Consider the following 15352-nt stretch of genomic DNA (forward strand, 5'->3'; position numbering starts at 1 on the left):
TTGTCATCATTGCAAGTAAATTGAGAGTTACCATGCAAAAAACATCAAATTTATTACCAGATCCGTTTTCTGGTTGGGAGAGTGAATCAATGTTGGCCAGTTCAGCAGCACCAGCGGCTTCATGGGAAGCAGGAACAAGTCCTGTTTCATTAGGCGAAATCGTATCTGCAGAGAAAAGTGTGGCGGTATGGCAACGTCAAGTTGATAAAACCATTGCAACCTATTTTGAAAACACCTTTGAATCACTGGGTTTAGGTATACGTAGTGTGTTCTCAATGGCGTCACTTAAAAATAACCTTAATGAACTGCTGCCGGAAGCTAATGGTAAAACGGCAGCCATCAATGATGTCTATTTATTAGCCGATATGTTGACCTGTTTATTTGACTGCGATGGCGTTGGTTTACGACTTGCCCCTCTCTGTGAGGCTATGTGTCCTAAACTTCATGTCGATAAAATTGCGGTTCGTATGGTTAGCACTTATTTAGGCGAGGGCACCGAGTGGCTTCCCAATGAAAAAATAGTTCCAGCAGCTCAGGCGGGTACTGGTAAAGTTATTAAAACCGCAGTGCATCAAGGTTATTACAACAGTAAAGACATCAAACAACTTAATGCCTTTGATGTCGCATTGCTGAAAGGCAGCGCGTGGGGAGACAATGAAAGTATGTCTGCTATTCACCGCTCGTGCCAAGTGCCAAGCAATAGCAAACGCGTTTTATTGACCCTTGATCCACTTCAAAGTTGATAAAAAACGGCTGCAACTCATGGCGACTGAAAAAACGTCAAACTTGTTTAATCCTGCTTCGAGGAGCAGTTGCATTTCATTATGCGTTGCCAAACCTCATTGCTAAGACATAGGTGTGGTTCGCTGCATGCTTGCGTTGAATAGAGGTTGTTTTGCGGTATTGCGTTGCTCACACCTTAACAGCGCGTATGAGCAACCAAACTTGCTGTGATCACTCTGTTTTCTCTTTAAACTCGCACAGGTCTTCAATAATACAGCTGCCACACTTTGGTTTACGCGCGGTACACACATAGCGGCCGTGGAGAATAAGCCAGTGGTGAACGTCCACTTTAAACTCTTTTGGTACCACCTTTTCTAGCTTTTGCTCTACAGCAACCACGTCTTTACCCATAGCAAATTTGGTGCGGTTAGACACGCGGAAAATATGGGTGTCGACGGCAATGGTGGGCCAGCCGAAGGCGGTGTTGAGTACTACGTTTGCGGTTTTGCGACCCACACCTGGAAGGGCTTCTAAGGCTTCGCGATTTTCGGGCACTTCAGAGCCATGTTTATCCACCAGGATTTGACACATTTTATAGACGTTGTTGGCTTTGGAGTTAAATAGGCCAATGGTCTTGATGTAGTCTTTTAAACCCTCAAGTCCTAAAGCCAATATTTTTTCTGGTGTATTGGCCACAGGAAATAGCTTACGAGTCGCTTTATTAACCCCGACATCGGTGGCCTGGGCTGATAAGGTGACGGCGACGAGCAGCTCAAACGGTGAGGAATATTCAAGCTCAGTTTCTGGATTCGGGTTTTCATCCCGTAGCCGTGTGAGTATTTCTATGCGTTTTTGTTTATTCATACGGTTTACTTGCTTGTTGTGGCGGGGCGTATTGGTGACGGCAATAGCACCCCTTACGTGTTATAAATCGTTAATCGAGATTGGTCACTCGAGCCCTAGGGCCTTTTACTTCTTCGGCGCTAGGAGCTGCCTTGGCTTTGATTTGCTCATCGATAATGTTTTTGGCAGCAATTAAAAACCCTAAGCCTAAGAAGGCACCAGGTGGCAAAATCGCGACTAAAAATTGATGGTCAAAGGTAAATACTTCTATTCTAAGCGCCTGTGCCCAGTCTCCTAGTAATAGCTCAGCACCGTCAAATAGCGTGCCTTGGCCCAGCAATTCGCGCATGGCCCCAAGTACCACCAATACCAGTGCAAAGCCAAACCCCATCATCAGGCCATCCCACACCGACAGCAGTGGTGTGTTTTTTGAGGCAAACGCTTCGGCGCGACCGATAATGGCGCAGTTAGTAACAATCAGAGGAATAAAGATCCCCAGAGATTGATATAAGCCAAAGGTGTAAGCGTTCATCAACAGTTGCACAATAGTAACGAACGCGGCAATGATCATAACAAAAACGGGGATTCGAATGTCTTTAGGAACCCAATTTCTCACCACCGACACGGTTAAATTCGAACCCACCAATACCAGTAAGGTTGCGATACCCAAACCTAAGGCATTGGTAATGGTTGAGGTTACCGCGAGTAATGGGCACAGCCCTAAAAGCTGCACTAGGGCAGGGTTATTTTGCCAGGTGCCTTCTTGAAATAATGACTTCCACTGACTCATGGTGTCACCTCGCAGGTATTTTCGGCGCTAAACAAGACATCAAAGTGTGTTTGAGCATACCAAGCCGCTTGATTTACCGAGGTGACCACCGCCCGTGGCGTGATAGTGGCACCGGTAAAAGAATCGAACTGGCCGCCATCTTTTTTAACTTGGAATTGAGTGTCTTCGCCACTGGTCACTTGGGTGCCATTGAAGCTGGTGATCCAATCTGATTTAGCTAACTCGACCTTGTCACCAAGCCCTGGCGTTTCTTCGTGACGAGTAACTCGCACGCCACTAATATTGCCTGAGCTATCTACTGCAGTCAGAATATCTATGTTACCGCTGTAGCCATTGGGTGTCACATGGCGTACTAACAAAGCAGAAGGCTCTCCGTTGCGTGTTGCACGATAAATCGTGTGTGGGCCTCCTGGACCTAATGCATCTGCATCGCTGGTGGTGCAGTCTAAATAAAGTTGGTTGTCATAAGCCTCAGGTGCTACCACTTGAGTGAGCAGCTTCATTAAATGGCGTTGCTCCTGATTGGCAATTTCGCCTTTGGTGAGGTCATTGACCAATGCCACGGCGCCGGTGGTCACCAACGCAAAGGCGGTTAAGATAAGGCCGTTCTTTTGCATCGACTGTAAAATCATGATTTAGCTCCATGACCGTATGTGCGCGGTTGTGTGTAGTGATCGATTAAAGGCACTGCCATGTTCATCATCACCACGGCAAACGCCACCGCATCTGGGTAGCCACCAAACTGACGGATAACGTAAACAATTAACCCTATCGCGGCACCATATATCAACCGGCCGCGGTCAGTGGTCGAGGCAGAAACCGGATCGGTGGCAATAAAAAATGCCCCTAACATGGCGCCACCACTGAGTAAGTGGAATAACATGCCCGGCTCTGACTGGGGCGCAACAATATAGCCAATGGCGCTGGCGAAGGCCAAAGTGGCGATAAAAGCAACCGGAATATGCCAGTTGATTATTTTGTTTTTAAGCAAGTACAAGCCACCTAATAAGAAGGCCAAATTAACGTATTGCCAACCCTTGCCTGCGTATTCAGAAAAGCTGGGGCCTTGCATCGCTTCGCTTACTGTTAATCCCTGAGCCGTAGCGGTTTTCACGCTGTCTAGCGGCGTTGCTGCTGTGGCGCCATCGACTACGGCGGTGCGCCACGCTTCTAAGCTTTCACCTTGGCTTGTAACTTCGGTAAAAATTAACGCCACTTGGTCAATTATGCTGGGCTCAGTCAACATTAACGTTTGTACTGGAGACCATGAAGTCATTTGCACCGGGAAGGAGATCAGCAGCAAAACATAGCCTGCCATAGCTGGGTTAAACAGGTTAAAGCCCAAGCCACCGTAAAGCTGCTTAACAATAGCAATGGCAAAGAAACAGCCAATCACAATAACCCACCAAGGCGCTAGCGGCGGAATGCTAATGGCTAGCAGTAACCCCGTTAGCCAAGCACTGCCATCACTTAAACTGGGCCAGACTGCGCGTCCTCGCAGTTTTAATACTAAGGCCTCAGATAGGCTTACTGTAATAAGCGCCAGCAGCAGCTGCACTAGCACTCCTATACCAAAAAAGTAAGTTTGTACTAACACACCAGGTATGCAGGCTGCCATAACGGTTAGCATTAAGCGGCTAACGGATTTATGGCTGTGGTTATGCGGTGATGAAGCCATGGTTAATTTCATGACGGCTCATTTCCTTCTTGTTCTTGCGCTTGTTTCTTTGCTTTTGCACGTGCTATAGCGGCTTTGACAGCAGCCTTTTTCTTGTCTTCAGGGCTTTGCTGTGGCGCCTCTTGAGTCGAGCTTTGTGGCTCAGAAGTCGCGCTTTGGTCGTCGTCTAACTGTTGCTGCTGTTGTTTTTCTGCCTTTTTTGCCTTTGCTCGGGCAATGGCGGCGGCCACCGCGGCTTTGCGCGGATCTTCTGGCTCATCAGCGGCAGTTTCAGACGGTGCTGTGCTTGGTTCATCGGTATTGCTATCTGTTGCCTCGGCTTGTTCCTTGGCTGCCTTTTTCGCTTTAGCGCGGGCAATGGCGGCGGCAACGGCGGCTTTGCGCGGATCTTCTGGCTCGTCAGCGGCAGCTTCAGATGGTGCTGTGCTTGGTTCATCGGTATTGCTATCTGCTGCCTCGGCTTGTTCCTTAGCGGCTTTTTTCGCTTTGGCGCGGGCAATGGCGGCGGCTACCGCAGCTTTACGTGGATCTTCTGGCTCTTCGGACGTGGTTTCAGGCTCTGCTGGTTCGTCTTGTTCCTTGGCCGCTTTTTTCGCTTTAGCACGGGCAATGGCGGCGGCTACCGCAGCTTTACGTGGATCTTCCGGCTCTGCAGATGCTGCTTTACTTGGTTCTCGCGTTTCGCTGTCTGCAGCCTGGTCTTGCTCCTTCTCTGCCTTTTTCGCTTTAGCGCGAGCAATAGCGGCAGCCACGGCGGCTTTTTTATCGTTAGGCTCAGCAGTGCTGTCCGCGTTGCCATCGGATTGTGCGGCCGCTTTTTTGGCCTTGGCACGGGCAATGGCGGCAGCAACGGCGTCTTTTTTATCACTCGGCTCTTGTTGCTCAGCTTTGGCTTCTTTGTACTTTCGAGCTTGCTCTTTGCGTTTGGCGCGCTCTGCCGCCACGGCGCTGTTATCCGGCTCCAGTTCACCTTCTTGATTGCGCTTGGCTTTGGCTCGCGCAATGGCGGCTTGCACTGCAGACTTGTCGTTTTGTTTATCTTTTACACGCGACAGCGCTTCTTGCACTTTATCTTTGTCAGCGGCTTTTGGCTTAGCACCGGCGGCACGGCGCTTATGTTTGTTCTGGCGCTCTTCTTGCTCGCGTTGTAGCCGTTCTTTACGCGCTTCAAAGCGCTCTTTGGCGCGTTCAGCTTTGACTTTTTCGAGCTTTTGCTCACGAATATCGGCTTTGGCTACGCGGTAATATTGTACCAGTGGAATTTCACTGGGGCAGACGTACGAACAGGCACCGCACTCAATGCAGTCAAATAGGTTGTATTCTTCCAGTTTGTCGTACTCTTTGCCCTTAGCAAACCACTGCAACTGTTGCGGCAGTAGGCTTTGTGGACAGGCGTCTGCGCAGGCGCTGCAACGGATGCAGGCTTTTTCGTCGCCTGGAGCTGCCAGTTCTTGATTGTCTGGCGCTAAAATACAGTTGGTGGTTTTTACCACGGGAATACGCACCGATGGCAAGGTAAAGCCCATCATGGGGCCGCCCATTATCACTCGCTGCGCAGGCACTGGCGAAAACCCTTGGCAATCCAGCAGGTGCTTAATTTCCGTGCCCAGTAAGGCCCAGACATTATTTGGCTTGGTAATGGTATTTCCGGTTACGGTCACCACGCGTTCAATTAATGGTTTACCCTCAAAAATCGCTTGCCAAATGGCATACAAGGTACCGACATTTTGCACTAACACGCCAATATCAGCGGGAATGCCAGGGCTGGGGACTTCTTTTGATGTCAGCACTTTGATGAGTTGTTTCTCACCACCAGAAGGGTATTTAGTGGGCACGGCACGAACCAAAATGTCTTGGTTGTGTTGCGCCGCAGCGCTGATGGCTTGAATGGCTTCTGGTTTGTTATCTTCAATGCCGAACAGTACTTTTTGGGGCTTCAGTATGCGTTGCAATACTTCGATGCCGGCCACAATTTCTTTAGCATGCTCACGCATTAAGCGGTCATCGGCGGTGATGTAAGGCTCACATTCAACGCCATTCACCACTAGGTATTCAATTGCTTTAGGGCTGTCGGCTTTAACGTAGGTTGGAAATCCAGCACCACCCATACCCGCAATACCTGACTGGTGAATGATCTCGATGATTTCTTTATTTTCCAGCTTGCTCAAGTCGCTGATTGGCGTTAAAGGTGCCCACTTGTCGGCGCCATCAGGACGTAAAATAATGCTCAGCTCAGGCAGTGCCGATGGGTGTGCTGAGGGCATGGATCTAATGTCTTCAATGGTGCCTGAAGTTGGGGCATGCACAGGTAATGACCAGTTAGTACCAGGGGCGGTAAGTGCTTGGCCCTTTAATACGCTGTCGCCTGCTTGCACCAGCAAGCTGCCGTTGGCACCAATATGCTGTTTAAGCGGTAAAATTAATTTATCCGGCAGCGGCAAGCGTGTCAGAGCGCCCTGATTTGACAGTGTCTTTTGTTCCGGTGGGTGAATGCCCCCTGGAAATTGCCACAGCTTACCGTTTTCTATCTGTTCAAGTAATGTGTCCACTTAAACCTCTTAATCAATCTGTGTCACTGGAATAGCGTCTAGTTGCCACTTCCAAGTTTGTTTCGTTTGCTCCACGGGTACCATGTCAATGCAGTCAACAGGGCAGGGCTCAACACATAAGTCGCAACCGGTACATTCTTCAATTAACACCGTGTGCATTTGTCGGGTGGCGCCAACGATGGCATCCACAGGGCAGGCTTGAATACACTTGGTACAGCCAATACATTCATCTTCGCGAATGTAGGCCACCTTTTTCACTGGATCGGCTTCTTCACCGCCGGCCAGAGGCTTGGCTTCCACGCCCATCAAATCGGCTAGTTTTTTTACTGTCGCTTCACCGCCAGGAGGGCACTTATTGACCTCGTCACCATTGGCAATGGCTTCAGCATAAGGACGACAGCCAGGGTAACCGCACTGGCCACATTGTGTTTGCGGTAAAATAGCATCAATTTGGTCGACAATGGGGTTGCTTTCTACCCGGTATTTAACCGCGGCAAAGCCTAAAATAATGCCAAAGATTAAGGCCAGCGCGCCGAGCGCTAACAATGCATAAAGTAACGTCATAAATTACACTTCATTAAAACTTAACCAAACCAGAAAAGCCCATAAATGCCAGCGACATTAGCCCAGCTGTGATCATGGCAATGGAAGCTCCTTTAAACGGAGTGGGCACATCGGCAACGGCGAGGCGTTCACGTAAAGCAGCAAATAGCACCAACACCATGGAAAAACCAACAGCGGCGCCGAAGCCATAAACGGCCGACTCTAAAAAGGTATGATCTTTTTTGATGTTTAACAGCGCCACACCGAGTACCGCACAGTTCGTGGTAATAAGCGGTAAGAATATACCGAGTAGACGATACAGCGTGGGGCTGGTTTTTCTTACTACCATTTCAGTAAATTGAACCACCACGGCTATCACTAAAATAAAGCTCATGGTGCGCAAAAATGTCAGCTCTAATGGCAATAAAATATATTGATTAACGAGATAGCTGGTTACCGACGCTAAGGTCAAGACGAACGTCGTCGCTAATGACATGCCTACCGCTGTGTCTAACTTGCCAGACACCCCCATAAACGGGCACAGGCCTAAAAACTGTACTAAGACAAAGTTATTTACCAACACGGTGCCGATAAGTAACAAAATATATTCGGTCATTATTGCCTCTAAAACTATCTCGCTTAAGCTCGGTTTACACTGCCTCTTTAGCGAACGATGAACACTGTTAGTACGGTTGAGCTAGAAACAACGATTTGTTGCCGCGCGTATTGCTACTCAATTGAAACTCAACGCAATATTGTATAAGAAAGTTGGCACTTTGTACCGTCAGCAAGGTGCCTGAGCTGTGCCTGTGATCTAAGTATTGTAACGCCGAGCTGACAGTGAAGGCATAGCAGACTATCAACGTCAGAGCTGTAAGTAGGCAGTGATACCAATCCGCATTAATCGTTGCGCAATTTGAGGGAGTAAACTTGACGCTAACCGCGTTCAAAGTTCCTTTTTAGAACAACCAAGTAGCAAAACTTTTGCCTGGTTATCAAGAGGGTTATCTTGCCTCAAATAGAGCACTGAATTAAGCGCATTAGTATGATTTGGCGCTCACGCACTAGGTGGCAATAATAACACAGATTAACGCCACTGTGGCAGTGCTTCGTGCTGCTTGGTGGGACTAAAGTAACAGCGCTCTGACGAGCGCTTATATTTCTTTGGGCTTTTCGATGTAATAGCCTTGCACACCATCGAGGCAGAGTGTTTCAACGATGTGTTTTTCTTCTTGGCTCTCAACGCCTTCGGCAAATACATTAACACCAATACGGTGCGCAAGGTCGACCATTAAGCGCATAAAGTATTGATTGTTTTTATCTTCTTCTAAGCCACGCGTATAGCTGGCATCCATTTTGATGTAGTCAGGTTTCAAGTCGCGGAAAAACTTGAACGAGGTGAGGCCAACACCAAAACGTTCTACGGTGATCCGGGCACCAACTCGGTGCACCATATCAATAAAGCGCTTACTGGCTTTAATATTTTGCTGTAAGCCAAACTCACTGACTTCAAAAACCAACTTAGAAGCTAGATTGGTTTCTTTTAGTAGGCGCCTCTCTAACCAAATGACAAATTGATCGTTATGGGCACTGGATGCGGTGACATTAATACCAAAGTATTTTTCATTGAAATTGCGTGTTTTGATTAGCTCCAATGAGGTATCAATAATAAGCTGATCAATTTCAATCGCCATTTCTAGCTTTTCCGCCATGGCTAGGAATGAAGCGGTGGGTAGCATTTGTCCTTCTTCGGTTTTAAAACGCGACTGGATCTCGGCGTAGGCTTTGGAGTTTTTACCAATCGGCATGATGTTCTGCATCATTAGACTGACACGTTTACTGCTAATCACATCACGGATCACCCGACGCCAGTTTTGGTTTCCGAAGCCGGCACTGACATTGTTAACCAAATCCGATTCACGTTGAATATGCCAAGCGTTGGCTTGCTTACTCTGCGCCATGCTCATGGCGTTATCGACCACGGAAAGCAATTCGCCTAATGGTTTACCATTTTCATAAGGCACTATACCGGTGTTTGCTACCGAAGACAGTTCCTGGTTTTGTTGGAACTGGGTGAAGCGTGACTGCAGTGTTTCGCCAAACTCTTCAGCTTCTTTACTGGGAACATTGGGCAAGATCACCGCAAAGTCGGAACTGTTGAGACGAAATACCTTACTACCGGCGTAGGTGCCAGTAACATGTTTGATAATGTCGGCAACGGCTTTGATGTATTCATCGCCTTTTTGATAGCCCCGAGTTTGGTTGATCACTTGTAACTCTGAGCAGCGGATCATTGCCAAAGAGCCAAACGCCTTTTTGTTTGATGACTCAATATATTGTTCATAATGCTCAACAAACATATTGCGGTTACCTAAGTCAGTAACTACATCTTTATAAGCCTCTTGCTTAATCGAGTGCGCAGCATTTTTGATGTCGTCCTGTTTGGAGCGTAAAAAACTCGCTAGGCGCTTAAAAGAGGGGAGTAGCTCATGACTTAGCTCAGAGACTTTACCGTCGTCAAAATCGAACTCAAGATTGTCACTGGATTGGTTTTGGGTAATATAAGTGTCAACGGCATTGGCCACCGTGATGCTGACATTGCGGTTAAGCTTTTTATATACGCCTTGCATAAAAAACACTGGAATAAATGCAACCAAGGCAGAAATAACAATCAATAACAGTAGTGCCTGTTGTAAAATTTCGGCTTGGCTTTGGGCATTTAATAAAAATTCAATCTTGATGTCTTTACTGTCATTGACGGCAAACTGCGGACGAATGGCGTTCATGGTCGATTCAATAAAGTCAGCAACAAAAGGAAGCTGACTAGGCGTATTGACCTGCAATATCGTATTACCGTCGAAATCTCTAACAATAAAGGTAGAAAAAACATCGCCACTGTTTAGCGCTTGGCTAATATGCTCAGGAGTGACTTCTTGCAGTGTTTTATCTTTTATATACTCCGTCACCATTGCATGTGCGCTTTGTTGTGCTTGGTTTACTGCGGAGTCAAAACTTGTAGCAATAAAAAAGCTACCAACGAGTGAGAAGATAAGCCAAGAAAGGGCTTGGAGCACGATGAGTTTTTTAAAACCAGCCATAGTACGCATCTTAAAGAGGATTATTCCATAATATCGGGTGTGTTGCTGATAACTTTATCTGCGGTATTTATTTTGATAGCAACAGATGTCAGGTTATGTTCAGCAATAGCACTGAAAATAATGCTTGTAGAGTAGTGTAATTGGTTGAAAAAGTCTAATAATTTCGTGTAATTGGCTCCCCCTCCCCGACTCGAACGGGGGACCTGCGGATTAACAGTCCGTCGCTCTAACCAACTGAGCTAAGGGGGAACAATATAAGAAGGGTTCTATGAAGTGGCTCCCCCTCCCCGACTCGAACGGGGGACCTGCGGATTAACAGTCCGTCGCTCTAACCAACTGAGCTAAGGGGGAACTTCAATAGATTTTGACGCAGCCAATAAATTTGGCTCCCCCTCCCCGACTCGAACGGGGGACCTGCGGATTAACAGTCCGTCGCTCTAACCAACTGAGCTAAGGGGGAATAGTCAAAGATGAGAAAGTTGGCTCCCCCTCCCCGACTCGAACGGGGGACCTGCGGATTAACAGTCCGTCGCTCTAACCAACTGAGCTAAGGGGGAAGCGTGTCTCTCAACGGGGCGAAATATTAATGACGACATTGCAAGGTGTCAACCACTAAAATCATAGAAACGTAAAAAACTGCATTAAGCGATGAAATTCTGTGCTAATTGCTGCCTTTTTAGCTTACGCTTGGGAGTAAGACGATTATTAGCGTGACTCACGTGCATGCAGAGTATCACTATAAAGAGTGCAATCAAGCCCCCATTCAAGCAGCTTAAGTATCGCACTTCATCATTACTAGCCTAATTAGGGTCATTTTATTCACTGAGAGAAACTGGTGGATACTGTGTAAAAGCCTTCTGATGTGTATAAAAACGTCTATATATTTATATTCACTGTATTTCTAACCAGTGGTTTGGCGGGTTTTTTGTAATTTTTGAGCGTTTTGTTTGAAATATGTGCTTAAAGTGGTGTTTTTCGATGTTTAATTTTGATCTTTGTGACCACAAGTAAACTTCCCAGAAAGGATCTCAGGTTGGGTTTGCTAAGGCAGGATAGTGGTGCAGAACCACATTGGCTTATTGCTAGCGATAGGCTAGTACAGTACGGGCTGTTTAGTTGGGTGCTGCTAAAACTCCTTGTTTTTCATTGTGCTATACATTCCTTGTGACTGAGTGAGACAAACGCTGAAAAAATCTGCCCATCTAGATTAGTCGATCGATCTCAATTGATCCAGTTTATTTTTGCGTGCTGATCAGTCACTCGATTAGCTCGATCGTCGCTAGAGGTTGTTACAGGCCTTTATTTTATTGGCTTAGAGAGACTTATCCACGGAATCTGTGGATAACATTGTTTATTAATATTTAAGAAGTATTGCAAGACTATGAAATCTGGGCGCTGCAGCGGTTTCAAGTAAAAAATGGAAAATTTTTTATATCATAAAAATCAACGGTTTAAGTTGAAATGGATAATTTAGTTTATTTGTTACTCAGTATGAAGCTTTTATGAACTTTTCGCCCTAGGTCTGTGCAAAAAACATGCTACTTTAGGTTGGTATTACCACAATTTTGTCAAAATTGCTCAGTTGGTGATGAGATCTGTTGATAACCCAGCTCAAATCGGTATTCCACTGTTATTTTAGGCCCTCAGCAACCGCTTCAGATTTATCTTCTTCACTTGGCTTAGTTAATAGCAACGAGATATTGAATAGACTACAATGGCTCGCTCCTAAGTATCCGAAATAGGTTGTTATGAATCAAGCCAAGCCACATTCTAATGGTAACGATATCCTTCATGGCGATATTGGCGCGACGTTAAAGCGAATGACTGTACCCATGATATTCGGCATGATCACGCTGATGATGTTTAATCTTGTCGATACCTTCTTTATTAGTATGTTGGGTACGGCACCTCTGGCTGCCATTAGCTTTACCTTTCCTGTTACCTTTACTGTTATTAGTCTTGCCATTGGCTTAGGAATTGGCACATCAGCGGTGATAGCCAAAGCTTTGGGTAGTGACCGCCTCGAAGAAGCGAAGTTTGACGCGGCTGTTTCATTAATTAATTCGGCACTGCTGGTATTACTGCTTTCAATATTTGGCTACCTATTTACTCAACCTATCTTTGTATTACTTGGTGCCAACCAAGAAGTTATGCCTTATATCAATGACTACATGTCGGTGTGGTTCCTCGGCTCAGTGTTATTGGTCACGCCTATGATTGGCAACTCGGTATTACGTGCCAGCGGCGATACCAAAACCCCAAGTATCGTTATGGGGCTTGGCGGGCTGGTGAACGCCATACTCGACCCTGTTTTAATTTTTGGTTGGGGGCCGATTGCGCCAATGGGCGTAAAAGGGGCGGCAGTGGCCAGTGTGATTTCCTGGAGTTTAGGCGTAGGCATCATTTTATACTTGCTGATAATAAAGAAGGGGTTAGTGTCACTGAGTGCACGCTATACTTCATTTATCGGTGCAACGAAAAAAATCTTCACCATTGGCTTGCCTGCTGCAGGTGCAAATATGTTAACCCCCTTAGCGATGGCGGTAATGACAGCCATGATTGCAAGCTTTGGCCCGGAAGCGGTGGCGGCTTTTGGTGTTGGTAGTCGCATTGAGTCTATTGCTAGCTTAGTGGTGCTGGCGCTGTCCATGACCTTACCTCCGTTTATTAGTCAGAACTTTGGGGCCAACTATTTTAACCGAGTATCCGATGCTTATACGCAAACGCTGAAGTTTGTTATGGCGTTTCAATTCATCATTTATGTGTTGTTGGTACTTTGTGCACAATTTATTAGTCATATATTTGGTCAAGAGCCAGCAGTGGTACAGACCATTGAACTGTTTATATACATTATGCCGCTAGGGTATGGCTTACAGGGGGTGATTATTCTTACTAACTCCTCCTTTAATGCCTTACATAAACCACTAAAGGCATTAGTGTTGAGTGTCATCCGTTTGTTTGTATTTTACGTACCTATGGCGTACTTGGGCTCGCAGCTGGCTGGCCTAACTGGATTATTTGTTGGTGCCGCGCTGGGTAATTTATTTACTGCGGTGTTGGCCTATAAGTGGTTTAAAAAAGTGATAGATGATATTGCTGTCAACGCTGCTAATGAGGAAGTGTAATGGAAGATAAATTTCAATTGGTATCTGAATTTCAGCCAAGTGGTGATCAGCCGACCGCCATCGCTCAACTGTGTGATGGTTTAGAGGCGGGCCTGGCGCATCAAACCTTATTAGGAGCAACAGGGACAGGTAAAACTTTTACTATGGCCAACATAGTGAATAATCTTAATCGCCCGACCATTATAATGGCGCATAACAAAACATTAGCAGCGCAACTATATGGAGAAATGAAAGAGTTTTTCCCACACAATGCGGTGGAATACTTCGTTTCTTATTATGATTATTATCAACCCGAAGCCTATGTGGTTGCCAGCGATACCTTTATAGAAAAAGACGCCTCGATAAATGATCACATTGAACAAATGCGTTTATCAGCCACAAAAGCCTTATTAGAGCGTCGCGACACCATTATAGTGGCGTCGGTGTCTGCTATTTATGGTTTGGGCGACCCTGATTCTTATATGAAGATGATGCTATTACTGAAGGTGGGCGAAACCATAGATCAAAGAGATATGCTGCGTCGCCTTGCTGAACTGCAGTACACCCGCAACGACATGGACTTCAGCCGAGGCACTTACCGTGTCCGCGGTGAAGTGATTGATATCTTCCCAGCAGAATCGGAAACCATTGCGGTGCGGGTTGAAATGTTTGATGATGAAATTGAACGATTAAGTTTGTTTGATCCCCTAACAGGGGCTGTGGAGAAGCACTTAGTACGGGCAACGATCTATCCAAAAACCCACTATGTTACGCCAAGAGAAAAGATCCTCGATGCCATAGAAAAGATCAAAAAAGAGCTTAAAGAGCGTCGCGCACAATTGCTGGATAAAAGCCGCCTGGTGGAAGAGCAGCGGATTGCGCAGCGCACTCAGTACGATATTGAAATGATGACAGAGCTGGGTTATTGCTCAGGAATTGAAAACTACAGTCGTTACCTCTCTGGGCGAGCGCCTGGCGAGCCACCGCCAACATTACTCGATTACCTTCCTGACGACGCCTTAATGATAATTGACGAGTCTCACGTCACCGTCTCGCAAGTCGGCGCCATGTATAAAGGCGATCGCAGCCGAAAAGAAAACCTAGTGGAATATGGTTTTAGATTACCTTCAGCGCTGGATAATCGGCCACTCAAATTTGCCGAGTTTGAGGCGATTTCGCCACAGACTATTTATGTGTCGGCGACACCTGGTGATTATGAGCTAGAAAAATCCAATGGCGACGTAGCTGAGCAGGTGATCCGTCCAACTGGGTTACTAGACCCCGAGGTAGAAGTACGTCCGGTAGCCACACAGGTAGACGACTTATTATCGGAAATTTATCGCAGGGTAGAGGTTAATGAGCGAGTACTGGTCACCACATTAACTAAGCGCATGGCGGAAGACCTTACCGATTACCTCAATGACCACAATGTCAAAGTACGCTATTTGCACTCTGATATCGATACCGTAGAACGCATGGAGATCATCAGGGATTTGCGAAAAGGGGTTTTTGATGTGTTAGTTGGCATCAACCTGTTAAGAGAAGGCTTAGACATGCCAGAAGTGTCGTTAGTGGCGATATTAGACGCGGACAAAGAAGGCTTCTTGCGCTCCACTCGCTCTTTGATCCAAACCATTGGTCGTGCAGCACGCCACCTTCATGGTAAAGCCATTTTATATGGTGATCGTATAACTAATTCAATGCGTCAGGCAATTGATGAAACGCAACGACGCCGTGAAAAGCAGCAAGCCTATAACGAAGAACACGGCATCACGCCAACGGCATTAAAGAAGAAAATCACTGATGTCATGGACTTAGGTGAAGAAGTTGATAATGAACAATTAGCGAGTATTGACGATAAATTCAAACCGGGTATGCCTGCATTGGATGCCAAAGAAATTGCTAAAGAAATCGACCGCCTGGAAGGGGAAATGATGAAGTTAGCCAAGGAGCTCGAGTTTGAAAAAGCTGCCCAGGTTCGTGACCAAGTGCAGCTGTTGCAGAAAAAACTGATTAAAGCCTAG

Annotated in this window: 11 protein-coding genes and 4 tRNA genes; 3 read left to right on the forward strand and 12 right to left on the reverse strand. The window is 46.4% G+C overall.

Features of this window, described 5'->3' with window-relative positions; translation table 11 throughout:
- The first annotated feature begins 32 nt into the window (after positions 1-32).
- Entirely contained in the window at positions 33-743 is a 711-nt protein-coding gene (locus R3P39_RS17030) for a DUF1826 domain-containing protein (RefSeq protein WP_336568960.1), read from the forward strand.
- Between the two features lie 211 nt (positions 744-954).
- Here R3P39_RS17030 and nth read toward each other — a convergent pair whose 3' ends face one another.
- The 12 genes from nth to R3P39_RS17090 all read right to left on the reverse strand — a co-directional run bounded on the left by nth (position 955) and on the right by R3P39_RS17090 (position 10781).
- A complete protein-coding gene (nth, locus tag R3P39_RS17035) occupies positions 955-1587 on the reverse strand; it encodes an endonuclease III (RefSeq protein WP_336568962.1) in 633 nt (210 codons plus the stop codon).
- A 70-nt stretch (positions 1588-1657) separates the two neighbouring features.
- Entirely contained in the window at positions 1658-2356 is a 699-nt protein-coding gene (locus R3P39_RS17040; protein WP_336568963.1) for an electron transport complex subunit E, read from the reverse strand.
- Positions 2353-2988 (reverse strand): electron transport complex subunit RsxG, encoded by a 636-nt coding sequence (gene rsxG, locus R3P39_RS17045; RefSeq protein ID WP_336568964.1) that lies wholly within the window; start codon positions 2986-2988, stop codon positions 2353-2355. The genes R3P39_RS17040 and rsxG overlap by 4 nt, the downstream gene beginning before the upstream one ends.
- The gene (gene rsxD, locus R3P39_RS17050; RefSeq protein WP_336568966.1) at positions 2985-4046 is read right to left on the reverse strand and encodes an electron transport complex subunit RsxD; all 1062 of its coding nucleotides are present in this window, start codon (positions 4044-4046) and stop codon (positions 2985-2987) included. Before rsxD ends, rsxG begins: the two co-directional genes overlap by 4 nt.
- Complete coding sequence (gene rsxC, locus R3P39_RS17055; RefSeq protein WP_336568968.1) at positions 4043-6583, reverse strand: electron transport complex subunit RsxC; 2541 nt, start codon at positions 6581-6583, stop codon at positions 4043-4045. Before rsxC ends, rsxD begins: the two co-directional genes overlap by 4 nt.
- Positions 6584-6592: 9 nt before the next feature.
- On the reverse strand, positions 6593-7147 hold the full coding sequence (gene rsxB, locus R3P39_RS17060; protein ID WP_336568969.1) for an electron transport complex subunit RsxB: 555 nt from the start codon (positions 7145-7147) through the stop codon (positions 6593-6595).
- A 13-nt stretch (positions 7148-7160) separates the two neighbouring features.
- Complete coding sequence (gene rsxA, locus R3P39_RS17065) at positions 7161-7742, reverse strand: electron transport complex subunit RsxA (RefSeq protein WP_336568970.1); 582 nt, start codon at positions 7740-7742, stop codon at positions 7161-7163.
- 538 nt (positions 7743-8280) lie between these two features.
- Complete coding sequence (locus tag R3P39_RS17070; protein ID WP_336568972.1) at positions 8281-10224, reverse strand: EAL domain-containing protein; 1944 nt, start codon at positions 10222-10224, stop codon at positions 8281-8283.
- Between the two features lie 172 nt (positions 10225-10396).
- Positions 10397-10473: transfer RNA gene (locus tag R3P39_RS17075), tRNA-Asn, on the reverse strand.
- Between the two features lie 25 nt (positions 10474-10498).
- Positions 10499-10575 (reverse strand) — tRNA-Asn (locus R3P39_RS17080).
- A 32-nt stretch (positions 10576-10607) separates the two neighbouring features.
- Positions 10608-10684 (reverse strand) — tRNA-Asn (locus R3P39_RS17085).
- Positions 10685-10704: 20 nt separating this feature from the next.
- Positions 10705-10781: transfer RNA gene (locus R3P39_RS17090), tRNA-Asn, on the reverse strand.
- Positions 10782-11972: 1191 nt separating this feature from the next.
- Between R3P39_RS17090 and R3P39_RS17095 the strand changes: the two genes are divergently transcribed.
- Both R3P39_RS17095 and uvrB read left to right on the forward strand, forming a co-directional pair.
- Positions 11973-13349, forward strand: a complete 1377-nt coding sequence (locus tag R3P39_RS17095; protein WP_336568974.1) for an MATE family efflux transporter — start codon at positions 11973-11975, stop codon at positions 13347-13349.
- The gene (gene uvrB / locus R3P39_RS17100; RefSeq protein ID WP_336568976.1) at positions 13349-15352 is read left to right on the forward strand and encodes an excinuclease ABC subunit UvrB; all 2004 of its coding nucleotides are present in this window, start codon (positions 13349-13351) and stop codon (positions 15350-15352) included. Before R3P39_RS17095 ends, uvrB begins: the two co-directional genes overlap by 1 nt.

The organism is Pseudoalteromonas sp. UG3-2 (genome assembly GCF_037120705.1).
Lineage (GTDB): Bacteria > Pseudomonadota > Gammaproteobacteria > Enterobacterales > Alteromonadaceae > Pseudoalteromonas.